Here is a 24,596-nt window from a genome sequence, read left to right on the forward strand (position 1 = left end):
CCGCCTAGCGGTGCCCAGAACACGAGGCTGAGTGAAATGAGCACACTGATCCCTTGCATCATTGCCGGTGGAGCCGGCACCCGATTGTGGCCGGTTTCACGCGAGGCCATGCCCAAGCCCTTCATGCGCATGCCCGATGGCCAGAGCCTGCTGCAGAAAACCTTCCTGCGTGCCTGCGCACTCAAGGATGTGGCCCGCGTACTCACCGTCACCAATCGCGAAGTGTTCTTCCGCACCCAGGATGAATACCGCCAGCTCAAACAGCCCGGCATCGCGCTGGACTTCATTCTCGAGCCCTGCGGGCGCAACACGGCCCCGGCGATTGCCGCCGCCGCCCTGCACTGTGCCCGTGAATACGGCGAAGACGCCCACCTGCTGGTGCTGCCCGCCGACCACCTGATCACCGACCAGGCAGCCTTCGAAGAGGCCGTGGAACGCGCCCGCGCCCTGGCCGAGCAAGGCTGGCTGACCACCTTCGGCCTGGTGCCCACCCAACCGGAAACCGGCTTCGGCTACATCGAGAAGGGCCAGGCCCTGGATGCCCATGGCTATCGCGTGGAGCGCTTCGTCGAAAAGCCGAACGCAGAGATCGCCCAGCGCTATGTCGAGGGCGGCCAGCACCTGTGGAACGCCGGCATGTTCTGCATGCGTGCAGATGCCATCCTGCGCGAGCTGCAGCAGCACGCACCGCAGGTTCTGGATGCGGTCGGCGAATGCCTGGGGCTGAGCCAGAGCAAACAGGGCAACAACAGCCTGCAACTGGAACTGGATGCCACCAGCTTCGCGCAGGTTGCCGACATCTCCATCGACTACGCCGTGATGGAGCGTTCCACCCAGGTGGCAGTGCTGCCCAGCCAGTTGGGCTGGAGTGACATCGGCTGCTGGCGGGCGGTGCGCAGCCTGGCCCAGGGCGATGCCCAGGGCAACCAGTGCAACGGCGAGACCGTGCTGCACGACGTGAGCAACTGCTACATCGATTCGCCTCGCCGCCTGGTGGGCGCCATCGGCCTGGACAACCTGATCATCATCGACACCCCCGACGCCCTGCTGATCGCCGACGCGAGCCGCAGCCAGGAGGTCAAGCTGATTGCCCAGCAGCTCAAGCGCCAGGACCACGACGCCTATCGCCTGCACCGCACCGTGACGCGCCCCTGGGGCACCTACACCGTGCTCGAGGAAGGCCCGCGCTTCAAGATCAAGCGCATCATGGTGCGCCCGCAGGCCTGCCTGTCCCTGCAGATGCACCATCACCGCAGCGAACACTGGATCGTGGTCAGCGGCATGGCCTGCGTGACCAACGGCGAAGAGGAATTTCTGCTCGACACCAACGAGTCGACCTTCATCAAGCCGGGGCGCGAGCATCGCCTGAGCAACCCCGGGGTGATCGATCTGGTAATGATCGAGGTGCAAAGCGGCGAATACCTGGGCGAGGACGACATCGTGCGCTTTACTGATATCTATGGACGCGCCCCGGCAGCAGCGATCGGCTGAGGCCCGCCAGGCGCGTTTTCGCATTCAGCCTGTCGACGCCCCTGCGGCAAGAGAGGAAGTGGGTCATGCGCGTACTCTGGACACTGCCTTACCTGCCCTGGCCCACCACCAGCGGCAGCAAGGCCCGGCAATACCACCTGTTGCGTGGCCTGGCTGAACGCGGGCACAGGATCACGCTGCTGGTGCACTCGAAAGTTCCGCTTGGCGAGGCAGCCCGACAGGCACTGGAGCCACTGCTCGAGCGCCTGATCGTGTTGCCGCGAAGGCCTTTGCGCAGCCCGCTCAACCTGCTGGCGGCGCTGTACGTCGGCTACCCGATGCGGGCCAGCACCAACGGCCTGGCGCCCCACCTGCGCCACTGCTTCGAAACGTTGCTGCGCGAGCAGTGGGATGTGATCCAGATCGAGCACAGCTACAGTTTCCAACCCTTCGAAAAGGCCCTGCAAGCCAGCGGCCTGCCTTTCATGGTCAGCGAGCATCATGTGGAGTCGGACACCGGCGCGGTGTGCCAGGACCGCCTGCCCCTGTGGCTGCGACCGTTCAACAGCTTCGACCGCTGGCGCTACCGGCGCTGGGAGTCGCGGGTGCTGCGCCAGGCCAGCGAAGTGGTGGCCGTCAACCCGCGCGATGCCGAACAGATCCGCCAGTTCACCGGCCGCCCTGCCGAGGTGGTGATCAACGGCGTGGACTACGAGTACTACCAGCACATCAGCGCCTGCCCGCACAGCCAGCGCCTGCTGCTGGTGGGCAACTTCGAATACGGCGCCAACCTGGAGGCGCTGGAGTGGGCGCTGGAGGAGATCCTGCCGCAGGTATGGCTGAGCAACCCGGCCGTGCGCCTGGCGGTGGTCGGACATGCCCTGCCCACCCAGTGGAAGCTGCGCTGGAACGACCCGCGCATCGAATGGATCGGCTACCTGCCCGACCTGCGTGAGCTGCAACGCCACTCGGCGCTGTTCTTTGCCCCGCTGCGTCATGCCGGTGGGTGCAAGATCAAGTTGCTCGAGGCCATGGCCGCAGGCCTGCCGGTGGTCACCACCACCCAGGGCGCAGCGGGGTTGGCAGTGCGCAACGGCGAGCACTACCTGGGTGGGGACGACACCGACACGCTGGCACTGATCATCACCCGTCTGCTGAGCCACCCGACGCGCATGCAGCAGTTGTCCGATGCCGCGCGCCAGTTCGTGCGCGAGCAGCATGACTGGAGCAGGGCCGCCGCGCAGCTGGAGAGCGTGTATGCGCGCCTCGCCGCGCAGGCCCCACTGGGCAACGACCGGGTTGCCCGGGGCCTGCTGCCGTCAGCCGAGTAGCTCGCTGAGGGGGATGAACTGCACGCTGTCGCCCTTGCCGGGCGCAGTGCCCTCGCGCACCTCCACCAGGCCCTCGGCCCACGCGGCGCTGCGCAGCACACCCGAGCTCTGGTTCTTGTAGATCAGCGCCTGGCCCTGCTCCATGCGCGCGCGCAGGTACTCGCGGCGATTGCCTGGCTTGGGCCAGTCGAAACCGGCAGGCACGCTGAACTGCAGCGGCGTCACGTCCTGCACACCCTGGCGGCGCAACAGGTACGGCCGGGTGAGCAGGCCGAAGGTGACCAGGGTCGACGCCGGGTTGCCTGGCAGACCGATCACCGGCACCCCGCGAAAATGCCCGAAGGTCAGCGGCTTGCCGGGCTTGATCGCAAGCTTCCACAGCGACAGCTCACCTTCTTCGCGCAGGGCGATACCCAGGTAATCGGCCTCGCCCACCGATACACCACCGGTGGACAGAATCAGGTCGACGTCCTTGAGCTGGCCCAGGCGCTCACGGGTCAACGCCAGATCATCGGGCAGGATGCCGGCGTCCTTCACCTCGCAGCCCAGGCGCTGCAGCCAGCTGACCAGCAGGCGCCGGTTGCTGTTGTAGATCTGCCCGGGGCCCAGGGGCAGCCCCGGCTCGACCAGTTCGTCGCCGGTGGAAAGCACCGCCACCCGCACCTTGCGCACTACCGACAGCACCGCGCAGCCGAGCGAGGCAGCCAGACCCAGCTCGACCGGCCCGAGGCGGGTCCCGGCGTCCAGCACGGTTTCACCTGCCCGGGTTTCCTGGCCCTGCGGGCGCACGTTGAGCCCGGCACTGAGCGGCTCGGTGAAACACACGCGTTGATCGGGCTGAACATCGGCGTTTTCCTGCATCTCAACGCAGTCGGCCCCTGCCGGCAGCGGCGCACCGGTAAAGATGCGCGCACAGGTACCCGGTTCCAGAGGCGCAGGCGCCTGCCCGGCCTGAATGCGCTGGCTCACCACCAGCGGCGTGCCCTGCCAGTCGGCGTGGTGCAGTGCGTAGCCGTCCATGGCGCTGTTTGGCCAGGGTGGCAGGTCAAGGCCGGCGACCAGCGCCGTGGCCAGCACACGGCCCTCGGCAGCAGCCAGTGGCACCTCTTCGCAGTCTTCGATGCGCGCCGCTTCGGCCAGCGCCAGCAAGCGCTCCAGTGCCTGCTCCACGGGCAGCAGCGGCTTTGCCGCAACAGGCTCAGCCACGGCTTTCACACGGCGCCGCCTGCTTGAGGTGCGCGACGAAATTGCACGGGCGATGGCGTACATCCAGTTGCTCGGCAAGAATCCCGTCCCAGCCGGTGCGTACCGCGTTGGTCGAGCCGGGCAGACAGCACACCAGCGTACCGTTGGCCAGCCCGGCCAGGGCGCGGGACTGCACGGTGGAGGTGCCGATATCGGCCAGGGAGATATGCCGGAACAGTTCACCGAAGCCGTCGACCTGCTTGTCGAGCAGGCAACCGACCGCCTCGGGGGTGCTGTCGCGGCCGGTGAAGCCGGTGCCGCCCGTGATCAGTACCACCTGCACCTGCTCGTCGGCGATCCAGGTGGCGACCTGCGCGCGAATCTTGTAGAGGTCGTCCTTGAGCAGTACACGGGCGGCCAGCGCGTGGCCGGCAGCAGTCAGGCGGTCGACGAACACCTGGCCGGAGGTATCGGTTTCCAGGGTGCGGGTATCGCTGACGGTCAGCACGGCAATGTTCAGCGGCACGAACGGTACATCAGCCTTGGCTTTCATGAGGAGGGTGAATCCATGACAGGGAAAGAATGCCGCCAGTTATATCACAGCCCTCCCCGCGCCCGCCCGCCAGCGGCCGATTGCATTGTTCCCGATCAATGACGCGGTTCAGCCGCTATGCTCAAGTTGCGAGGAACTTGCTGGGACGCGATGCGTCTCAATGACATGACCCGCAACTTCCCCCTCAATGGAGAAAGAATATGATTCAACGGACCCTCCCCGCTTTCCTGCTCGCCCTGGGCCTGGGCACCCTCGCCGGGTGTGCTTCGCCTACCGTGATCACGCTGAATGACGGACGTGAGATCCAGGCGGTCGACACCCCCAAGTACGATGAAGATTCGGGCTTCTATGAAATCGAACAGCTCGACGGCAAGAGCACCCGGATCAACAAGGACCAGGTCCGCACCGTGAAAGAGCTGTAAAAGGCAGTACAGACGGCAAGCTTCAGGCCCCTCGCCGGGGCTTGCCGGTCGCGTTTTTTTTTGAGTAGAATTTTGTCATCGGAGTGTAGCGCAGCCAGGTAGCGCGTCTCGTTCGGGACGAGAAGGCCGCAGGTTCGAATCCTGTCTCTCCGACCAGATCGGCAAAAACCACAAAGCCCGCTTTTGCGGGCTTTGTGGTTTCTGGCTGTACTGCATCCGCTGTGGCTCAAACCCGCCCCCACAAGGATGTCAATCATCCGGTGGGGGCGGGCTCGATCCGCGAAGCGTCAACCCGACGTTACTGCGCGGCCACCGCCGTCTCGTCCGGCAGCACCGGCACGAACAGCAGGTTCAGGCGCGAGCTGCTCCACTCACGGGTCTTGTTGGTCAGCTCGAGGTTGTTGTTGAGCTTCTGACCATAGGTCGGCACGATCTGCTTCAGCTTGGCCTGCCATTCAGGGGTCTTGATACGGTCCTTGAAGGTCTTTTCCAGCACGGTCAGCATGATCGGTGCGGCGGTGGAGGCACCTGGCGAGGCGCCCAGCAGCGCGGCGATGGTGCCGTCCTGCGAAGCCACCACCTCGGTACCGAACTGCAGGATGCCACCGTGCTCGGGATCCTTCTTGATCACCTGGACGCGCTGGCCGGCCTGCAGCAGTTTCCAGTCTTCGTTCCTGGCGTTGGGGAAGTACTCGCGCAGGGCATGCATGCGGTCTTCGAAGCTCAGCATCAACTGGCCCATCAGGTAGGTGCTCAGGTCGATGTTGTCGATACCGGCATGGGTCATCGGCATGATGTTGTGGGTGGTCAGTGCCGAGAACATGTCCAGCAGCGAACCGTTTTTCAGGAACTTGGTGGAGAAGGTCGCGAACGGGCCGAACAGCAGCACTTCCTTGCCATCGATGACACGGGTGTCCAGGTGCGGTACAGACATCGGCGGCGCACCGACCGAGGCCTTGCCGTACAGCTTGGCCTTGTGGCGTTTGACGATGTCCTGGTTGTCGGTCATCAGGAACTGGCCGCCCACCGGGAAGCCGGCATAGCCGTCAGCTTCCGGGATGCCGGACTTCTGCAGCAGCTTGAGCGCGCCACCACCGGCACCGATGAACACGAACTTGGCCTTGACGCTGGTTTCGACGCCCTTGTTGGCGAGGTCGGCGACCACCACGGTCCAGGTGTTGTCGGCGTTGCGCACGATGTCGCGCACTTCGTGCGAGGTGTGCAGCTTGACGTTGTCATGCTGGGTCAGCGAAGCGAACAGCTGGCGGGTGATCTCGCCGAAGTTCACGTCGGTACCGATCGGCATGCGCGTTGCGGCAATCTTCTGGTCGGCGGCACGGCCTTCCATCACGATCGGCACCCACTTCTGGATCTGCGCGTGGTCTTCGGAGTACTCCATGCCACGGAACAGCGAACTGTGCTGCAGGGCCGCATGACGTTTCTTGAGGAACTCGACGTTCTTGTCGCCCCACACAAAGCTCATGTGCGGCACGTTGTTGATGAACGAGGTCGGGTTGTTCAGCACCTTCTGCTCGACCTGGTAGGCCCAGAACTGCTTGGAGATCTCGAACTGCTCGTTGACGCCCACCGCCTTGCTGATGTCCATCGAACCGTCAGCCGCTTCGCTGGTGTAGTTCAGCTCGCAGAACGCAGAGTGGCCGGTACCGGCGTTGTTCCAGGCGTTGGAGCTTTCCTCGGCCACCTTGTCCATGCGCTCGTACACGTCGATGGACCAATCCGGCTCCAACTCGTTGAGGTAGGTCCCCAGGCTTGCACTCATGATGCCGCCGCCGATCAGCAGCACGTCGACGGTCTTTTCCGGTTCGCTGGGCTTGGAGCAACCCATGACGCTCAGGCACAGGAGCGTCAGCAGGATTTTTTTCATAGTTCAATCCAATTGAAGTGAAGTGATTGGCAATGACCATCACGCCCGCAGTGCACGCCCGTCTCTTGTGGTTCTGCGCGCGCAGGCCATGGCTCAAGGCATGGCGTCCCGGCCTTCGAGGCTGGCTGGCGGCTGGGGTATCGAGGGTGCGGGGAACGGTCTGACGCCATGGCTGCCGTAGCAGCCCTGAATGTTTCGCAAGGCTTAAGCCTGGGTCGCCTTAAGCATAAAGCGGGCCAACTTGCACAAGACCAACGGCTAATAGCTAGGACCTGTGGTCGCACCCCATCGTTGATGGTTTTGCTGGCGACAATCCGCCACATTGCCCGACATAAAGGCCGGCAGGTGGCGGATTTCCCCCGGTCAGGCCCGCAGGCGCGCCGTCACCTCGCCCAACCGACCCGACAGGTCGTGCAAGTGCTGCCCGGCCTGCTCGGTCCGCTGCACGGCGCCCTGATTGGCGGTGGCGATGCGGGTGATCTCCACCAGGTTGCAGGACATGTCTTCGGCCACGCTGGTCTGTTCCTCGGCGGCGGTGGCGATCTGGCGGTTCATGTCGCGGATGGCCTCCACCGCCTGGGTGATGCGCTGCAACATGGCACCGGCACGCTGTACCTGTTCGGCCCCCTCCTCGCTGCGGGCCTGGCCGTTCTCGATGGCCTTGACCGCCTCCAGCGCGCCCGACTGCACGGCGCTGATGATCTGGTTGATCTCGGCGGTGGACGCCGCCGTGCGCTGGGCCAGGTTGCGCACCTCGTCGGCCACCACCGCGAACCCGCGCCCGGCCTGGCCGGCACGGGCCGCCTCGATGGCAGCATTGAGCGCCAGCAGGTTGGTCTGCTCGGCGATAGCGCGGATCACCTCCAGCACCTTGCCGATACGGGCGCTGTCCTGTTCCAGATGGCGAATCACCGCCGCCGTGCCGGCGATGTCCCGGTTGACCGCGTCGATGGTGGCAATGGTCGACTGCATCACCTGCTCGCCGGACTGGGCACTGTGGTCGGCATCATCCGCGGCGCGCGCCGCGTCCGCTGCATGGCGGGCCACCTCCTGGGCAGTGGCGGACATTTCCTGCATGGCCGTGGCCACCTGGTCGGTCCGCTGGAACTGGTCTTCGGTGCCCCGCGCCATGCCGCCGGCCAGGCTGCGCAGCTCGCCGCTGGCGGACTCCAGCTCCCGGGCGTTGTCCTGCAGGCGCCCTACCGTGTCGGCCAGAAAATCGCGCAGGGTATTGGCAGCCACCGCCAGGCGCCCCAGCTCGTCATGGCGCCCGCAGGCCACACGGGCATCGAAGCGGCCCTGGCTCAGGTGTGCCACGTATTCGATCAGGCGTCGAATCGGCTCGATCAGGCTGCGATCAACCAGCCACAGGCTCAGCAGCGCAATCAGCAGCGCCGAGCCGAGCATCACCAGCAGCCCCAGCCACACCGTACGCTGCGCGCGGGCATCGATGGCCGCCGCCTGCACCTTGGCATCGGCACGCAACTGGCTGACCAGTTCGCTCATCTGTTCACTGGCCGCGCGGTCCACGCCCTTCACTGCCTGGTCCCCGACAGCGGGGTCGGCCCCTGCCGCGATGAACGCATCGCGACCGCGGGCGTAGGCAGCGCCCAGTTGCGCGTGGCTGTCCTTGAGTGCCTGCAGACGCGTTCTGAGCCCCGCATCGTCGGCGTTGGCCCGCACCAGCTGGGCCAGCAGCGCCTGCACCTGCTGTTCACGCGCCGAAAACTGCTGCCAGTACTTGTCCCGCTCGACCGGCTGCTTGCCGCGCAGCAATACGTTCTTCCATTCCTGCACCTGCACCTTGAACTGCAGGTTGGCTTCGTCGATCAATTGCGAAGCCAGTATCGGCCCCTCCACCAGCTGGCCATAGCCGCGCACGCTGGCCGACAGGAACTGAAAGCACACCAGGGCGATCAGCAACATCGCCAGCAGGCTGCCAGCCAGCAGGGCGAGAATTTGCAGCCGCAGGGATTTACGCACGAACATCGCAAGGGTCTCGGAACAAGAGGATAGGAAAGCTGGCGCGCCACCTGCCGCACCAGTCAAAGACGTCCTTGTCCTCGTTCACCGGGCAAAAAAAAGCTGCCATCGAGCGATGGCAGCAAACTGCATTGAGCATTACGCAACAGCTGATCCGATACTCTCAGGGGATTGCTACAGAAATGTTACAGACGTACAAAATCTGTAACATTTCCTTCATGCGCTGTTGAACTGCAAGGCGGCAAGCCGCGCATACAGCGGGTTCTCGGCAATCAGCTGGCGATGGGTGCCCACCGCGACCAGCCGGCCCTGGTCGATCACGGCGATACGGTCGGCGTGCTGCACCGTGGCCAGGCGATGGGCGATGACCAGCGTGGTGCGCCCGGCCATGAGGGCTGGCAAGGCCTGCTGGATCAGGTGCTCGCTTTGTGCGTCGAGAGCACTGGTGGCCTCGTCCAGCAGCAGGATCGGCGCGTCCACCAGCAGCGCCCGGGCAATGGCCAGGCGCTGGCGCTGACCACCGGAAAGCCCAAGCCCGGCATCGCCCAGGTGCGTCTGGTAGCCCTGGGGCAACTGCAGGATGAATTCATGGGCATGCGCGCTGCACGCCGCTGCCTCGACCTCGGCACTGGTAGCCTCGGCACGCCCGTAGCGGATGTTGTCTTCGACCGTGCCGAAGAACAGCGCCGGGTTCTGCGCAACCAGTGCGAAATGTCGACGCAGGTCCTGCGGGTCGAGCCGGGTCAGTGGCTGGCCGTCGAGCAGTATCTGCCCCTGCTGCGGGTCGTAGAAGCGCAGCAGCAGGTCGAACAGCGTCGACTTGCCCGCCCCCGAAGGCCCGACCAGGGCCAGGGTCTCGCCAGGCACCACCGTCAGGCTCAGGCCGTCGATAGCCGCTGGGGTGGGCCGCGAGGGGTAGGCAAAATGCACCTCCTGCAGTTCGAGGCGGCCACTGACCCTGGGAGGCAGGCGCTCCAGCCCTTCGTCGGGGGCGTGGATCTCGCTGCGTGCCGCCAGCAGCTCGGCGATCCGCTCGGCTGCGCCCGCGGCCCGTTGCAGCTCGCCGATCACTTCGCTGAGGGTGCCGAAGGCGCTGCCGACGATCAGGCTGTAGAACACGAACGCCGCCAGCTCGCCGCCGGAAATACGCCCGGCGATCACGTCCATGCCACCGACCCACAGCATCACACCGACCGCCCCGAGCACCAGCACGATCACCAGGGTGATCAGCCAGGCGCGCTGCACGATTCGCTGGCGAGCGGTGTTAAAGGCAGCCTCCACGGTCAGGCCGAAACGCTGCTGGTCACGGGCCTGGTGGTTGTAGGCCTGCACGGTCTTGATCTGGCCGAGGGTTTCGGCCACGTAGCTGCCCACGTCGGCGATGCGATCCTGACTCTGGCGCGACAGGCCGCGCACCCGCCGGCCGAAGATCAGGATCGGCGCCAGCACCAGCGGCAAGGCCAGCACCACGATACTGGTGAGCTTGGGGTTGGTGACAAACAGCAGCACGATGCCGCCCAGCACCATCAGGGCATTGCGCAGGAACAGCGAGAGCGACGAGCCGATCACCGATTGCAGCAGCGTGGTGTCGGTGGTCAGGCGCGACTGGATCTCCGAACTGCGGTTGCTTTCGAAAAAGCCCGGGTGCAGATAAACCAGGTGGTCGAACACCTGCTGGCGTACATCCGCCACGCACCGCTCGCCGATCCACGACACCAGGTAGAAACGACTGAAGGTACCCACCGCCAGTGCCAGCACCAGCAACATGAACAGGCCGATGGACTGGTTGAGCAGGTGTGGCGACTGGGTCATGAAACCCTGGTCCACCAGCAGGCGAATGCCCTGGCCCATGGACAGCGTGATACCCGCAGTGACCACCAGCGCCAGCAGTGCGGCCATGGCCTGTTTGCGGTAAGGGCGAATGAAACGCCAGGCCAGGCGCAGGGCCTGGCGCTGGCGAGCAGAAAGAAGGCTGGGCATGAAGGTCTTCGTTTATCCGGAGTATGCAGGTCAGCCTACACCCGACCACCGGTCAGGCGCCAAGGAACTCTGCAGCGCGTGGGGCATCACTGACAAGACCAGGCGACAAGTTCACTAGAGCGTTTCGTTCTAAAGTGCCGCTGGAGATTTGTCTGACTTTCTGTTGGACTGGAGGTGTGACAGGGCTGTCATGGTGCGGTCATGTCGCGGATCTAGTCTGAGCTTGCAACCTGATGAGGAGACAGGAAATGAGCTTGCAAAACAGCAATACCCAAGCGCAACGCCCAAGCCATCCGAACCCGGCGTGCGGGTCGATCATCGATGCCCAGGGTCGGGAAATCGAGATCACCGAAGACATGATCAGAAAAGCCTGCGAGGACCTGGAGAAAAGCCGGGTAGAGCTCGCCAAGAAAGCCTGACCCCTATTCAAATCAACCCGGCCCTGGTGCCGGGTTTTTTATGCCTGGTGTAAAGCCCGCTTCGCCGGCAAGGCCGGCGCCTGCAGGGAGACCCGTTGCCGGCCGGCGAAAGCAGTACCTCACACCAACAGGCCACCCAACGCCTTGACCATCTGCTGCAACTGCGGCGCATCACCCTCGATGCGCACCATCAGCCCCTCGATCTCGCGCCGCGGCGGGTACTGTTTGCGCAACACATCGAAGGCCGCGCGCTGGGCCTGCGGGTCACGGTCAAGGCTGCGACGAAACTCCGCATCGTCGCGGCGCGGGTCGTACACCGCACGGCACAGTGTGGCCAGAGCCCAGGCCGGATCGGTTTCGGCCTGCAGGCTGAGCTGCGCCAGCCATGGACGCGGCAGCAGGTCGGCCAGGCGCACCGTTTCGGCCTCGCCCCGCCAGGCGCAGAACGCCTGGTAGATCTGCGCCGTGCCGCGCTGCTTGCCATCCAGGCTGTAGCCGGCGATATGCGGGGTGGCAATCACGCACAGGTCGGCCAGCGCCTGATCGACCTGCGGCTCGCCCTCCCACACATCCAGCACCGCCTGCACATCGTCACGCGCCTGCAGCAGGCTGCGCAATGCCGCATTGTCGACCACCGGGCCGCGGCTGGCGTTGATAAGCCAGGCGCCGGGGCGCAGTTGCGCCAAGCGCTCGGCGTCCAGCAGGTGCCAGGTCGAATGCTCGCCGCCCTTGGTCAAGGGCGTGTGCAGGCTGATCACATCGCACTCGGCCAGCACCTGCTCCAGGCTCACGTAGTCCCCCCCCTCCTGCGCCTGGCGCAACGGATCGCATACCCGTACCGCCCAGCCCAGCCCGCGCAGCACCTCCACCAGGCGCCCGCCGACTTCACCGGCGCCAACCACCCCGTAGGTGCGCCGCGCCAGGTCTGCGCCATCCAGCTCGGCCAGGGTCAGCAGGCTGCCCAGCACATAATCCACCACGCCCCGCGCATTGCAGCCCGGCGCGCTGGACCACTGGATACCGGCCTGGGCAAAGTAGTCCAGGGCCAGGTGATCGGTGCCGATGGTGCAGGTGCCGACGAAGCGCACCTTGCTGCCTTCGAGCAGGGCCTGGTCGACGTTTGTCACCGAGCGCACCAGCAATACATCGGCGTCCTGCACGCAGGCGCGGTCGATGCTGCGGCCCGGGTAACGGCGGATCTCGCCGAAGCCTGCGAAGAAGGCATCGAGCAGCGGTATATTCTCGTCGGCAACAATCAGCATGGCGCTCTCCTGTAAGGGAGCGCAGTGTAGGCCCATACACCCGGCTCGATCCAGCCGAGATAAAGCCCGCCGGTGTATTTCCTGACCCGTGCGTCAAGGCGTAGACTAGGCGGTTTTCCGCGCCTTTATTGTGGACATCCGCCCCGTGACACAGTCGAACACCGCTATCACCCGCCTCTCCCGCCCAGCCAGGGTCGGCACTGAAGTACGCAGCCTGCTGCAGTTGGCCACGCCGATCATCATCGCCCAGCTGGCCACCACCGCCATGGGCTTCGTGGATGCCGTGATGGCTGGCCGGGTCGGCCCGCGCGACCTGGCAGCGGTTGCCCTGGGCAACTCGATCTGGGTACCGGTGTTTTTGCTGATGACCGGCATCCTGCTGGCCACCACGCCCAAGGTGGCGCAGCGCTTCGGTGCCGGTCAGCATGCCGAGATCGGCCCGCTGGTGCGCCAGGCCCTGTGGCTGGCCGGCGTGGTCGGCCTGGGCGGTTGCGGCCTGCTGCTCAGCGCCGAGCCGGTACTGCACCTGATGAAGGTCGACCCGGAACTGATCGCACCGTGCATGGGCTACCTGCAAGGCATCGCCTTCGGCCTGCCGGCGGTGGCGCTGTACTACGTGCTGCGCTGCAGCAGCGACGGCCTGGGCCGCACCCGGCCGAGCATGGTGATCGGGCTCAGCGGGCTGATGCTGAACATCCCGCTGAACTACGTGTTCATCTACGGCCACCTGGGCGTGCCAGCCATGGGCGGCGTGGGCTGCGGCTGGGCCAGCGGCATCGTGATGTGGTTCATGGCCCTGGCCATGGCGCTGTGGGTCGGCCGTGCAGCGGCCTATCGCCCGGCCCAGGTGTTCGCCCGTTTCGACTGGCCGCAATGGTCGGTGATCAAGCGCCTGCTCACGGTCGGCCTGCCGATCGGTATCGCGGTATTCGCCGAATCGAGCATCTTCGGCGTGATCGCCCTGTTGATCGGCAGCCTGGGCTCCACCGTGGTGGCCGGGCACCAGATCGCCCTGAACGTGAGTTCGCTGGTGTTCATGATCCCGTATTCGCTGGGCATGGCGGTAACCGTGCGGGTCGGCCAGGCCATCGGTGCCGGCGACCCGCGCCAGGCGCGCTTTGCCGCCGGGGTGGGCATGGGTACGGCACTGGCCTACGCCTGCTTTTCGGCCAGCCTGATGCTGTTGCTGCGCGAGCCTATCGCCAGCATCTACACCACGGACCTGGCGGTGATCCAGATCGCCTCGATGCTGATCGTGTATTCGGCGCTGTTCCAGTTCTCGGACGCGATCCAGGTGACTGCGGCCGGCGCCTTGCGCGGCTATCAGGACACCCGCGTGACCATGATCCTGACCCTGTTCGCCTATTGGGGCATCGGCCTGCCGGTGGGCTACCTGCTGGGGCTTACCGACCACTTCGGGCCGGCCAGCGGCCCCAGCGGGCTATGGGAAGGCCTTATCGTGGGGCTGACCTGTGCGGCGCTGATGCTGTCGGTGCGCCTGGCGCGCAGCGCACGCAAGCGCATCCGCCAGCAGCGCCGGGGTTAGGCGAGTTTCTTGCGGATCCAGTACAGGTAGGTGCCGGCATCTTCCTGCTGCTGCACCAGTTCATGGTCCAGAAACACACAGAACTTGGGGATGTCGCGGCGGGTCGAGGGGTCGGTGGCAATCACCTTGAGCAGGCCGCCGGGCGCCAGGTCGCGGATGTGCTGGTGCAGCATCATGACCGGCTCGGGGCAGTTGAGGCCGGTGGCATCCAGGGTGGCGTCGGGGGTGAGGTCGGTCATCAGGTACTCCGGGGTCAGCGGTTGTTCGGTGTTGATTGAAGGCCTTGCCGGCGAGGGTCTCAACGCGGTTTCAGATCCAGACGACGCAGGTGACACGTCACCTCTTCACGGTCGTGATACAGCTGCTTGCAGCCGATCGACACCTTGACCTTGCGCGCCTTGAATCCGTCCTCGATACGCTCGAGCAGCCGCCGCACCTCGGCATAGCGCTGCTTCATCGGCAGCTTGAGGTTGACCACTGCCTCGCGGCACAGCCCTTCCCCCAGCCAGGTTTCCAGCAGCGCTGCGCTGCGCGCCGGCTTCTCGACAATGTCGCACACCATCCAGTCCACGGTCTGCCTGGGCTTGTAGGTAAACCCGTCGGCCATCAGGTGCTGCACCAGCCCGGTATCCATCAGGCTCTCGGCCATCGGCCCGTTGTCGATCGCGGTCACCAGCATGCCGCGCTTGACCAACTGGTAGGTCCAGCCACCCGGCGCGGCGCCCAGGTCGACCCCGGTCATGTCGCCCGACAGGCGCTGCTCCCACTGCTCACGCGGGATGAAGTGGTGCCAGGCCTCCTCGAGCTTGAGGGTCGAACGGCTCGGCGCCTCGCGCGGAAACTTCAGGCGCGGGATGCCCATCGGCCACATCGCCGAGTTGTCCGCTGCGGCCAGGCCCACGAACACGCGCCGGCCACTGACGAAGGTCAGCAGCAGACGCGGCCTGGCCGGGTCGTCAACCAGCCGGCCAGCCTTGTTCAAGGCCTTGCACAACGGCGCCTCGAACTTGCGGCAGAAGGTAGACAGCTCTTTGCCGTCATTGGTGTCCATCACCTCCAGCCACACGCTGCCACACACCGGGTAGGCGGCCAGGTGCTCGAGCAGCACGCTGATACGGTCGGTTTCGGGCAACTCGACGAAGCTGCCGCGGGCCCACTGGCGCGGGAAGATCAGCTGCTTGAAACGCAGCTCGCGCATCAGGCGCTCGGCGCCCTCGGCGTCGTTGCACACGAACTCGGCACAGGCGCTCTGCGGCTTGCCCTTGGCATAACCGGCAACCCCCAGGCGTGCGGCATGCTCGGCGATCTCGGCGCACACTTCACCCTCGAAACCGGGCCGGCAATGCATAAACAGGGTATTCATCAACTACTCCAGAACGGCTGGCCTGCACGCCAACCCTGACCGGGCGCAACACCTGCACACGGCAAATCGGCGAATGATAAAGCAGTTTAGGAACTGGCGACACGCCCCGCCGGTCCAGTACATGGTCAGGTCCGCCAAACAGGGCTAACCTGACCGCTTAGCCAGGTCCGTGCCGTGCGGACCGTCACAGAGGCGGTGAACTGGCGACTGCAAGGATGATTGCCAGGCACCGACGCAGAAGGAGTTGGCAGATGCCCTCGCTCGACAGCCTGAAAACCCTCAAGACCCTGACGGTGGAGAACCGTGAATACCATTACTACAGCCTGACCGAGGCCGCCCGCAGCCTCGGCGACCTGCAGCGCCTGCCGATGTCGCTCAAGGTGCTGCTGGAAAACCTGCTGCGCTGGGAAGACGGCAAGACCGTCACCGGCCAGGACCTGCACGCCCTGGCCGAATGGCTGCAGCAGCGCCGCTCGGACCGCGAGATCCAGTACCGCCCGGCACGGGTGCTGATGCAAGACTTCACCGGCGTGCCCGCCGTGGTCGACCTGGCCGCCATGCGCGCCGCCATGGCCAAGGCCGGCGGCGATCCGCAGCGCATCAACCCGCTTTCCCCGGTCGACCTGGTGATCGACCACTCGGTGATGGTCGACCGCTACGCCACCGCGCAGGCCTTCGGCGAGAACGTCGACATCGAGATGCAGCGCAACGGCGAACGCTATGCGTTCCTGCGCTGGGGCCAGAACGCCTTCGACAACTTCAGCGTAGTGCCGCCGGGCACTGGCATCTGTCACCAGGTCAACCTGGAGTACCTGGGCCGCACCGTGTGGACCCGCGAGGAAGACGGACGCACCTATGCCTTCCCCGACACCCTGGTCGGCACCGACTCGCACACCACCATGATCAACGGCCTGGGCGTGCTGGGCTGGGGCGTGGGTGGTATCGAGGCAGAGGCGGCCATGCTCGGCCAGCCGGTGTCGATGCTGATCCCCGAGGTGATCGGGTTCAAGCTGACCGGCAAGCTGCGCGAAGGCATCACCGCCACCGACCTGGTGCTGACGGTGACGCAGATGCTGCGCAAGAAGGGCGTGGTGGGCAAGTTCGTCGAGTTCTACGGCGACGGCCTGGCCCAGTTGCCCCTGGCCGACCGCGCGACCATTGCCAACATGGCGCCGGAGTACGGCGCCACGTGCGGTTTCTTCCCGGTGGACGACGTGACCCTGGACTACCTGCGCCTGTCCGGTCGCCCCGCCGCCACCGTGCAGCTGGTGGAGGCCTACTGCAAGGCCCAGGGCCTGTGGCGCGAGGCGGGCCAGGAGCCGGTGTTCACCGACACCCTGGCACTGGACATGGACGAAGTCGAAGCCAGCCTGGCCGGGCCCAAGCGCCCGCAGGACCGTGTGGCGCTGTCCCAGGTGGCCCAGGCATTCAACAACTTCATCGGCTTGCAACTGAAGGTGTCGACCAAGGAGGTTGGGCGCCTGGAAAGTGAAGGGGGCGGCGGCGTCGCGGTGGGCAATGCCGACCAGGCCGGCGAAATCGAATACGAGCACGAGGGCGCCAATCACCTGCTCAAGGACGGTGCCGTGGTGATCGCCGCGATCACCTCCTGCACCAACACCTCCAACCCCAGCGTGATGATGGCTGCCGGGCTGGTGGCCAAGAAGGCCGTGGAAAAGGGCCTGCAGCGCAAGCCCTGGGTCAAGACCTCACTGGCCCCCGGCTCCAAGGTGGTGACCGACTACTACAAGGCGGCCGGGCTGACCCCTTATCTGGATGCCCTGGGCTTCGACCTGGTCGGCTACGGCTGCACCACCTGCATCGGCAACTCCGGCCCGCTGGCCGAGCCGATCGAAAAGGCCATCACCCAGGCCGACCTTACCGTCGCCTCGGTACTGTCGGGCAACCGCAACTTCGAAGGCCGGGTACACCCGCTGGTCAAGACCAACTGGCTGGCGTCGCCGCCGCTGGTGGTGGCCTACGCCCTGGCCGGCAGCGTGCGCGTCGACCTGTCCAGCGAGGCCCTGGGCCTGGGCAAGGACGGCAAGCCGGTGTACCTGCGCGATATCTGGCCCAGCCAGCAGGAAATCGCCGAAGCCGTGGCCAAGGTCGATACCGCGATGTTCCACAAGGAGTATGCCGAGGTATTTGCCGGCGACGCACAGTGGCAGGCCATCGAGGTGCCGCAGGCAGCGACCTATGTGTGGCAGGAGGACTCCACCTACATCCAGCATCCGCCCTTCTTCGACGACATCACCGGCCCGCTGCCGGTCATCGAAGACATCCACGGCGCCCGGATACTCGCGCTGCTGGGCGATTCGGTGACCACCGACCACATCTCGCCCGCCGGCAACATCAAGGCCGACAGCCCGGCCGGACGCTACCTGCGCGACAAGGGCGTGGAGCCGCGGGACTTCAACTCCTACGGCTCGCGTCGCGGCAACCATGAGGTCATGATGCGCGGCACCTTCGCCAACATCCGCATCCGCAACGAGATGCTCGGTGGCGAGGAAGGCGGCAACACGGTGCATGTGCCCAGCGCCGAGAAGCTGGCGATCTATGACGCGGCCATGCGCTACAAGGACGAAGGTACACCACTGGTGGTGATCGCCGGGCAGGAATACGGCACCGGTTCCAGCCGCGACTGGGCCGCCAAGGGCACCAACCTGCTGGGGGTCAAGGCGGTACTGGCCGAAAGCTTCGAGCGTATCCACCGCTCCAACCTGGTGGGCATGGGCGTGCTGCCCCTGCAGTTCGCCGAGGGCCAGACGCGCAAGACCCTGGGGCTGACCGGCCATGAGCGCATCGACATCCTCGGCCTCAGCCAGACCCAGGTGCAGCCACGCATGACGCTGACCCTGCGCATCACCCGCGAAGACGCATCGACGCAGCAGATCCAGGTACTGTGCCGCATCGATACGCTCAACGAAGTGGAGTACTTCAAGGCTGGCGGCATTCTGCACTACGTGCTGCGCCAGTTGATCGCGAGCTAGCCTGAAGCAGGCCCGGCGCCGTTGCGCCGGGCCTGCATTGGCCCGCCGTGTGGCCACTGAGTTCGACCTGAACCGGAGGCACTGTGCGGCGTTGCCCGCCCGCTACCTGCCCCCGCTTGAACACCAGGTCACTAGCTGACTAACATGACAAATATATGAAAGAATGCAAACAAGTTGCTTGACTTTGCAGCCTTTCAACTACAACACGAACAGCTAAGGCACCTTGAGCCGGATCAATATTCTTTAAATATCCATTCAATAAAAACGCCTGTCTGCCGATACACCACGAAAGCCTTCCGGATAGAACAGCTTATGCGTAACAATCAGCCGATTACCCAGCGCGAACGGACTTTCCCTGCCCAACAACGTCTGATATCGACCACCGATGCCAAGGGTGTGATCACCTACTGCAACGATGCGTTCGTCGAGATCAGCGGCTTTTCGCGGGAGGAGCTCATTCGTGCGCCACACAACCTGGTCCGGCACCCGGATGTGCCGCCGGCTGTGTTTGCGCATATGTGGAGTACGCTCAAGCAGGGCCTGCCGTGGATGGGCATCGTCAAGAACCGCTGCAAGTCGGGTGATCATTACTGGGTCAACGCCTACGTCACCCCCATCTTCGAGAACAACCAGGTAGTCGGCTACGAGTCGGTGCGGGTCAAGCCCAGCGCCGAACAGATCCGTCGCGCCGAGGCGCTGTATCACCGCATCAATCAGGGCAAGCCACCCATTCCGCGCCGCGACCGCTGGCTGCCGGTACTGCAGGACTGGCTGCCGTTCATCCTGGTCAGCCAGGTCGGCTTCCTGATCGGCAGCTGGCTGGGCCACTCCTGGGGCTTCGCCGTGGCGGCCGCCCTGTCGGTACCGCTGGGGCTGCTGGGCCTGAGCTGGCAGCAGCGTGGCCTCAAGCGCCTGCTGCGCCTGGCCGAACAGACCACCTCCGACCCGCTGATCGCGCAGATGTACACCGACAGCCGCGGCGTGCAGGCTCGCCTGGAAATGGCCATGCTCAGCCAGGACGCGCGCCTCAAGACCTGCCTGACCCGCCTGCAGGACACCGCCGAGCACCTCAACGAGCAGGCGCGCCAGTCCGACACCCTGGCCCACAACAGCTCCTCGGGCCTGGAGCGCCAGCGCGTGGAGACCGAGCAGGTGGCCGCTGCCGTCAACCAGATGGCCGCCACCACCCAGGAAGTGGCCAACCACGTGCAGCGCACCGCCGATGCCACCCAGGAAGCCAACCGCCTGACCGGGCGCGGCCGCGACATCGCCGGCGAAACCCGCGATGCGATCCAGCGTCTGTCGGCTGCCGTGGGCGAAACCGGCCTGACCGTGACCCAGCTGGCCCGCGACAGCGACGAGATTGGTGGCGTGGTCGATGTGATCAAGGGCATTGCCGACCAGACCAACCTGCTGGCGCTCAACGCCGCCATCGAAGCGGCACGCGCCGGTGAAATGGGCCGCGGCTTCGCCGTGGTGGCCGACGAAGTGCGTCAGCTGGCGCAGCGCACCAGTGAATCGACCGGGCAGATCCACGGCCTGATCGCCAAGCTCCAGCAAACCGCCAGCAATGCCGTACAGACCATGGAAACCGGCCATCGCCAGGCCGAGGAAGGTGTGGCACGGGTGATGGAAGCCGACCAGGCGCTGGTGGGCATCAGCGAGGCGGTGGCCAACATCACCGACATGACCACGCAGATTGCCGCCGCTACCGAAGAGCAGACCGCAGTGGCCGATGAAATCAGCCGCAACATCAGCACCATCGCCCAGCTTGCCGACCAGACCTCCGAGCAGGCCCAGCATTCGGCGCTGCTCAGCGAGGAACTGACCCTCACCGCCACCACCCAGTATTCCCTGGTGGAGCGCTTCAACCGTTGACCCGGTGGCGCACAACCTCTGGTTGTGCGCCCACAGCGGTCTACCAGTCCAGTGTCAGCCGGCTTTCGAAATAGCGCTCCTGCCCATCGAGCGGGTCGTTGAAGCGCAGGTTGTGGGCCAGCAGCTTGAGTGGCCTTGCGTAGTCATCGGGGCCCTGCACGATCTGCGGGTAGAACGGATCATTGCAGATACTCGCCCCCAGCGCCGTCATGTGCACCCGCAACTGGTGGGTCTTGCCGGTGACCGGTGACAGGCCGTAGCGCCACCACTCGCCGTTTTTTTCCAGAACCCGGGCAATGGTTTCGCTGTTGCTGACGCCGGGCACCTCCTGCATGCGAAAGAACGGCTCGCCATTGACCAGTCGGCTCTTGTGCACCCGCGGGAACTCCAGCTGCGGCAAGGCGCGGGCAATGGCCTGGTAGTGCTTGTCGATCTGTCGGGTGGGAAACAGCTGCTGATAGGCCGAACGGCTTTGCGGGTTGGCCGAGAACAGCACCAGGCCCGCCGTGTGCCGGTCGATGCGGTGCAATGGCACCAGGTGCGGGTTGTCGAGCCGGCGAATCAAACGGCGCAGCAACGTGTGTTCGACATATTCGCCAGTGGGCGTCACCGGCAGAAAGTGCGGTTTGTCGGCCACCACCAGGTGCTCGTCGACGTGCAGGATATGCTCCTGCACCGGGATCGGCTTTTCGTTGGGTACTTCGCGAAAATAGTGGATACGCAGGCCTGGCTTGTAGGCAAGGCCCACGTCAATCGGCGCGCCCTGGGCATCCAGCACCCGCCCACGGGCGATGCGATCGAGCCATTGTTCACGGCTGATCGCCTTGAAGTGGTCGCACAGGCAGTCGAGCACGGTGGCCCAACTGCCCGGTGGCAGGCAGACAGTGCTGGCCTGGTGCTGGGCCGGATCGAAAGGGACACTCATGGACATGCTCGCCAGTTGGGGGCCGTCCATTATCCGGCATGCCTGCCGGCTCAGCCAGCCCGGGTTGCCGCAGCCTCGGTAAACTCCTTGAGCCAGCGCAGCACATCCACCGCCTCCCAGCGGCCCGGATCGTACAACGCATACATCAGGCCCTGATAACCGACCACATCCAGCGCCCGGTGGTAACCGGCGCGCTGGAACAATGCCTCTATCTCGGCAAAGCAGGTGTTGAAGTGGATCTTGCTGAAAGGGGTCTTGCCCTCGGTGACCAGGCCATCGAGGCGCAATTCGAGCACGGCCTCGCGCACCTGTTCGACAGCCATGCGGTTGACGCTGTATTTCAATTGTTCGACGTTGACCATCGTCCGGCCCCTCTGGCGCAAGCGCTCACCCGATTACTGTATTTGCATACAGTGTATGAATGAACAGTACTCACTGCAACCCCGGCAGGTAGCCGGTACCCTCGCGCACCGTCAGCACCTGCTTGCGCCCTGCCCCTTCGGCGATGGCCAGGTGAACCCAGCGGTCGAACTCCAGAATGAGCTGGTCGAACGCCAGACCGCTGTCCAGGATACGTTGCGCCACCACCAGGGGTGAAAGCGCCGCGACGCTGATATCGGCTGCCAGCCCGAGGGTATGCGCACTGCCGCTCACCCCGCCGACACGACGGTTGAGCTCGTTGCTGCGGTAGGCACTGTTGACGCGGATGGGATGCCCGAGCAGGCTGCGTACCTGCTCCAGGGTCTGGCTCAGACGGCGCAGGTTGGCCAGGGCATCGGGGCCGGGCTGGTTGGTCAGGCCTTCACGTCGGGCAGTTTCGGAAGCAGTCAGTTCTTCCAGTGTGAAATGCGGACTCAGGTGCATGGTTCGCCACTCCTTGGCGGATGAGACTTCGTCACGGGTGTATGCTGCGCTGGCGATTCTCCAACAGCACCTGCGCCGTTGCATCACAGATTGTGCATCGGCATGTGAACACCCCGCTGGCGACGCTCAGCTCAGAAACGCGACCACCTGCTCGGTATCGAACGGCCAGAGCAGCTCGGCACCGGAGTCACAGCGACGCAGCACCGGAATCAGCAGGCCGTAGCGCTCGACATCGGCCGGATCATCGGCAATATCGACCAGCTCGACCAGCAGCCCGTGCTCGACAAGCGGCATCAGAATGGCCTCGGCCACCTCGCACAGGTGACAGCCCAGGGTGCCGAGCAGTTGAGTTTCAGGAAGCATGGGAAGTACCGTGAAACGTGAAAAGCGGACCCGTATTCTAGGCCCGTACACCTGGCGGGTCGAGACACCAACGACTGACCTGGGTCAGCCTGCGTGGCCTCGAGCGCTGTAGACTGACAAATTTTTTCGCGCCCGTCGGCATTGCAATGGAGTGTATTGAGTGTTTGCCAACCTGCTGATCATCCTGGCCTCGTCACTGGTGGTCATCGCCATTTTCCGGCGCCTGCAACTGCCCCCCGTGCTGGGCTACCTGTGCGTCGGCCTGTTCGTCGGCCCCACCGCCCTGGACTGGGTCAATGAAAGCGAAGAACTGCCCGACCTCGCCGAAATGGGCGTGGTGTTCCTGCTGTTTTCCCTGGGCCTTGAATTCTCCCTGAGCAAGATGCTCGCCCTGCGCCGCGTGGTCTTCGGCCTGGGCAGCCTGCAGGTGATCTGCTCGGCGCTGCTGCTGGCCGGCCTGCTGGGGCTGCTTGGCATGCCGGCCGGGGCTGCCCTGCTGCTGGGCGGCGGCCTGGCGCTGTCGTCCACCGCCATCGTCAGCAAGGAGCTCACCAGCCTCGGCGAAATCTTCAGCAGCCACGGCCAGAACGCCATTGGCGTGCTGCTGTTCCAGGACGTGATTGCGGTACTGCTGCTGACCCTGGTGCCGGTGTTCGCCGGCCAGGGCGGCCAGGCCTGGTACTGGGCGCTGCCGCTGACCCTGGGCAAGACCGTGATCCTGTTCATCGGCCTGCTGCTGGCCAACCGCTGGCTGCTGCCGCGCCTGTTCCACGAGGTGGCCCGCTCGCACTCGGCCGAGCTGTTCGTGCTGCTGGCACTGGTGATCGTGCTGCTGACCGCCTGGCTTACCCACCTGCTGGGCCTGTCTCCGGCACTGGGGGCGTTCCTCGCCGGGATGCTGCTGGGTGAAAGCAACTATCGCCACCAGATCGAGGCCGATATCCGCCCCTTCCGCGACATCCTGCTGGGGCTGTTCTTTGTCAGTATCGGCATGCTCATCGACCTGCAACTGTTTGCCAGCCACGGCCTGGAAATCCTCGGCCTGACCCTGGCCCTGCTGGCCATCAAGGGCGTGGTGGTGGCGGTGCTGGTCAAGCTGCGCGGCAGCGACAGCGAAACCGCCTGGCGCAGTGGCGTGGCCCTGGCCCAGGGCGGCGAGTTCTGCTTCGCACTGATGGCGCAGATGCAACAGACCCGCCTGCTGCCCGAAGACCTCGGGCACCTGCTGCTGGCCGCCACCTTCTGTTCGATGCTGGTCACCCCGCTGATGCTGCGCGGCGCTCCGGCGCTGGCCGCCCGCCTGCATCGCAAACCCAACCAGGAGGTGCAGCTCGAAGAGATCCAGGCACAAAGCGCCTCGCTCAGCGGGCACGTGCTGATCTGTGGTTATGGCCGGGTAGGCCAGTCCATCGGGCGCTTCCTGCGGCGCGAACAGCTGGCCTTCATTGCCCTGGACGACGACCCGGTCAGGGTGCAGGAGGCCGCCGCCGGCGAGCAGCGCGTGCACTACGGCGACTCGCGGCGCGGCGAACTGCTGGCGGCCATCGGCCTGGAGCGTGCCCGGCTGCTGGTGATCGCGGTAGACAAGACCGATGTCGCCATGAGCGTGCTCAAGGCCGCCCGTCACTTCAACACCCAGGTGCCGATCCTGGTGCGCACCCGCGACGACAGCCTGCGCGACGAACTGCGCGCCGCAGGTGCCACGGCGGTGGTACCGGAGTTGCTGGAGTCCAGCCTGATGCTCGCCTCCCATGCCCTGGTGATGCTCGGCGTACCCCAGGAGCGTGTACAGCAGCGTATCGACGAGGTGCGCCAGAGCCGCTATCGCCTGCTGCACGGGTTCTACCAGGGGGCGCAGACCAGCCCGGTCGACAGCGAAGGCCTGCCAAAGGTCATGCTGCATGCGGTCAACCTGGGCGCCGATGCCTATGCCTGCGGTCGCCCGCTGACCGAGCTGGGCCTGGACCTGCTCGGGGTGGAAGTACAGGCCGTGCAGCGCGATGGCGAGGAAGTGGCCCTGGCCACCGATACCTGCCTGCATGCCGGTGACGCGGTGCTGCTGAGCGGCCCCTCCAACGCCATCGATGCCTGCCAGGCCCGACTGCTGACCGGGCGCTAGCGGCTGCCGTGCGCACTACCCTGGCCCGCCATGGGGGGGGGCCGGGGGCGCGAAT

General features: G+C 65.3%; 20 protein-coding genes, 1 tRNA gene and 1 pseudogene. 9 read left to right on the forward strand and 13 right to left on the reverse strand.

Features of this window, described 5'->3' with window-relative positions:
- Nucleotides 1-36: 36 nt before the first annotated feature.
- Complete coding sequence (locus tag FW760_RS16585) at nucleotides 37-1,491, forward strand: mannose-1-phosphate guanylyltransferase/mannose-6-phosphate isomerase (RefSeq protein ID WP_088514233.1); 1,455 nt, start codon at nucleotides 37-39, stop codon at nucleotides 1,489-1,491.
- 65 nt (nucleotides 1,492-1,556) lie between these two features.
- On the forward strand, nucleotides 1,557-2,801 hold the full coding sequence (locus tag FW760_RS16590) for a glycosyltransferase family 4 protein (RefSeq protein WP_043864582.1): 1,245 nt from the start codon (nucleotides 1,557-1,559) through the stop codon (nucleotides 2,799-2,801).
- On the opposite strand, the gene FW760_RS16595 is transcribed toward FW760_RS16590, so the two are convergent.
- Both FW760_RS16595 and moaB read right to left on the reverse strand, forming a co-directional pair.
- Nucleotides 2,790-4,016: a molybdopterin molybdotransferase MoeA gene (locus FW760_RS16595; protein WP_043864583.1), complete on the reverse strand. Its 1,227-nt coding sequence runs from the start codon at nucleotides 4,014-4,016 to the stop codon at nucleotides 2,790-2,792. The two genes, FW760_RS16590 and FW760_RS16595, sit on opposite strands and share 12 nt — an antisense overlap.
- Nucleotides 4,000-4,539, reverse strand: coding sequence for a molybdenum cofactor biosynthesis protein B (gene moaB / locus FW760_RS16600; protein WP_043864584.1), 540 nt, complete (start codon nucleotides 4,537-4,539; stop codon nucleotides 4,000-4,002). Before moaB ends, FW760_RS16595 begins: the two co-directional genes overlap by 17 nt.
- Nucleotides 4,540-4,739: 200 nt before the next feature.
- Here moaB and FW760_RS16605 point away from each other — a divergent pair, with 200 nt between their 5' ends.
- Entirely contained in the window at nucleotides 4,740-4,961 is a 222-nt protein-coding gene (locus FW760_RS16605) for a YgdI/YgdR family lipoprotein (protein WP_043864585.1), read from the forward strand.
- A gap of 79 nt (nucleotides 4,962-5,040) precedes the next feature.
- Nucleotides 5,041-5,117 (forward strand) — tRNA-Pro (locus FW760_RS16610).
- Nucleotides 5,118-5,259: 142 nt separating this feature from the next.
- On the opposite strand, the gene mqo is transcribed toward FW760_RS16610, so the two are convergent.
- From mqo to FW760_RS16630, 4 genes and pseudogenes are all read right to left on the reverse strand, one after another.
- Entirely contained in the window at nucleotides 5,260-6,846 is a 1,587-nt protein-coding gene (gene mqo / locus FW760_RS16615) for a malate dehydrogenase (quinone) (RefSeq protein ID WP_054916197.1), read from the reverse strand.
- Between the two features lie 363 nt (nucleotides 6,847-7,209).
- The gene (locus tag FW760_RS16620; RefSeq protein WP_446443897.1) at nucleotides 7,210-7,977 is read right to left on the reverse strand and encodes a methyl-accepting chemotaxis protein; all 768 of its coding nucleotides are present in this window, start codon (nucleotides 7,975-7,977) and stop codon (nucleotides 7,210-7,212) included.
- A gap of 162 nt (nucleotides 7,978-8,139) precedes the next feature.
- Nucleotides 8,140-8,835, reverse strand: a pseudogene (locus FW760_RS16625) (methyl-accepting chemotaxis protein); the annotation flags it as partial.
- A 210-nt stretch (nucleotides 8,836-9,045) separates the two neighbouring features.
- Entirely contained in the window at nucleotides 9,046-10,809 is a 1,764-nt protein-coding gene (locus FW760_RS16630; RefSeq protein ID WP_116055049.1) for an ABC transporter transmembrane domain-containing protein, read from the reverse strand.
- A 248-nt stretch (nucleotides 10,810-11,057) separates the two neighbouring features.
- Between FW760_RS16630 and FW760_RS16635 the strand changes: the two genes are divergently transcribed.
- On the forward strand, nucleotides 11,058-11,228 hold the full coding sequence (locus FW760_RS16635) for a PA1571 family protein (protein WP_167400204.1): 171 nt from the start codon (nucleotides 11,058-11,060) through the stop codon (nucleotides 11,226-11,228).
- Nucleotides 11,229-11,347: 119 nt separating this feature from the next.
- Here FW760_RS16635 and pdxB read toward each other — a convergent pair whose 3' ends face one another.
- Nucleotides 11,348-12,490 (reverse strand): 4-phosphoerythronate dehydrogenase PdxB, encoded by a 1,143-nt coding sequence (pdxB, locus tag FW760_RS16640; RefSeq protein ID WP_078479596.1) that lies wholly within the window; start codon nucleotides 12,488-12,490, stop codon nucleotides 11,348-11,350.
- A gap of 145 nt (nucleotides 12,491-12,635) precedes the next feature.
- Between pdxB and FW760_RS16645 the strand changes: the two genes are divergently transcribed.
- Nucleotides 12,636-14,036, forward strand: a complete 1,401-nt coding sequence (locus tag FW760_RS16645) for an MATE family efflux transporter (protein WP_446443893.1) — start codon at nucleotides 12,636-12,638, stop codon at nucleotides 14,034-14,036.
- On the opposite strand, the gene tusA is transcribed toward FW760_RS16645, so the two are convergent.
- Together tusA and rlmM are read right to left on the reverse strand one after the other, a co-directional pair.
- On the reverse strand, nucleotides 14,033-14,275 hold the full coding sequence (gene tusA / locus FW760_RS16650; RefSeq protein ID WP_043864590.1) for a sulfurtransferase TusA: 243 nt from the start codon (nucleotides 14,273-14,275) through the stop codon (nucleotides 14,033-14,035). The two genes, FW760_RS16645 and tusA, sit on opposite strands and share 4 nt — an antisense overlap.
- A 59-nt stretch (nucleotides 14,276-14,334) precedes the next feature.
- Nucleotides 14,335-15,399, reverse strand: coding sequence for a 23S rRNA (cytidine(2498)-2'-O)-methyltransferase RlmM (gene rlmM, locus FW760_RS16655; RefSeq protein ID WP_058541336.1), 1,065 nt, complete (start codon nucleotides 15,397-15,399; stop codon nucleotides 14,335-14,337).
- 251 nt (nucleotides 15,400-15,650) lie between these two features.
- On the opposite strand from rlmM, the gene acnA reads away from it, so the two are divergent.
- Nucleotides 15,651-18,392 (forward strand): aconitate hydratase AcnA, encoded by a 2,742-nt coding sequence (gene acnA / locus FW760_RS16660; RefSeq protein WP_100633159.1) that lies wholly within the window; start codon nucleotides 15,651-15,653, stop codon nucleotides 18,390-18,392.
- Between the two features lie 312 nt (nucleotides 18,393-18,704).
- A complete protein-coding gene (locus FW760_RS16665; RefSeq protein WP_043864593.1) occupies nucleotides 18,705-20,270 on the forward strand; it encodes a methyl-accepting chemotaxis protein in 1,566 nt (521 codons plus the stop codon).
- A 40-nt stretch (nucleotides 20,271-20,310) separates the two neighbouring features.
- Here FW760_RS16665 and FW760_RS16670 read toward each other — a convergent pair whose 3' ends face one another.
- The 4 genes from FW760_RS16670 to FW760_RS16685 form a co-directional block, all read right to left on the reverse strand.
- Nucleotides 20,311-21,195 (reverse strand): pseudouridine synthase, encoded by an 885-nt coding sequence (locus FW760_RS16670; protein ID WP_043864664.1) that lies wholly within the window; start codon nucleotides 21,193-21,195, stop codon nucleotides 20,311-20,313.
- Between the two features lie 50 nt (nucleotides 21,196-21,245).
- On the reverse strand, nucleotides 21,246-21,557 hold the full coding sequence (locus FW760_RS16675; protein WP_043864594.1) for a hypothetical protein: 312 nt from the start codon (nucleotides 21,555-21,557) through the stop codon (nucleotides 21,246-21,248).
- Nucleotides 21,558-21,627: 70 nt separating this feature from the next.
- The gene (locus FW760_RS16680) at nucleotides 21,628-22,059 is read right to left on the reverse strand and encodes a D-Ala-D-Ala carboxypeptidase family metallohydrolase (protein ID WP_058541337.1); all 432 of its coding nucleotides are present in this window, start codon (nucleotides 22,057-22,059) and stop codon (nucleotides 21,628-21,630) included.
- A gap of 126 nt (nucleotides 22,060-22,185) precedes the next feature.
- Nucleotides 22,186-22,422: a glutaredoxin family protein gene (locus FW760_RS16685; protein ID WP_043864595.1), complete on the reverse strand. Its 237-nt coding sequence runs from the start codon at nucleotides 22,420-22,422 to the stop codon at nucleotides 22,186-22,188.
- 160 nt (nucleotides 22,423-22,582) lie between these two features.
- On the opposite strand from FW760_RS16685, the gene FW760_RS16690 reads away from it, so the two are divergent.
- On the forward strand, nucleotides 22,583-24,541 hold the full coding sequence (locus FW760_RS16690) for a monovalent cation:proton antiporter family protein (RefSeq protein WP_043864596.1): 1,959 nt from the start codon (nucleotides 22,583-22,585) through the stop codon (nucleotides 24,539-24,541).
- The last annotated feature ends 55 nt before the right edge of the window (nucleotides 24,542-24,596 follow it).

It is taken from the genome of Pseudomonas sp. 1176_21 (genome assembly GCF_052850635.1).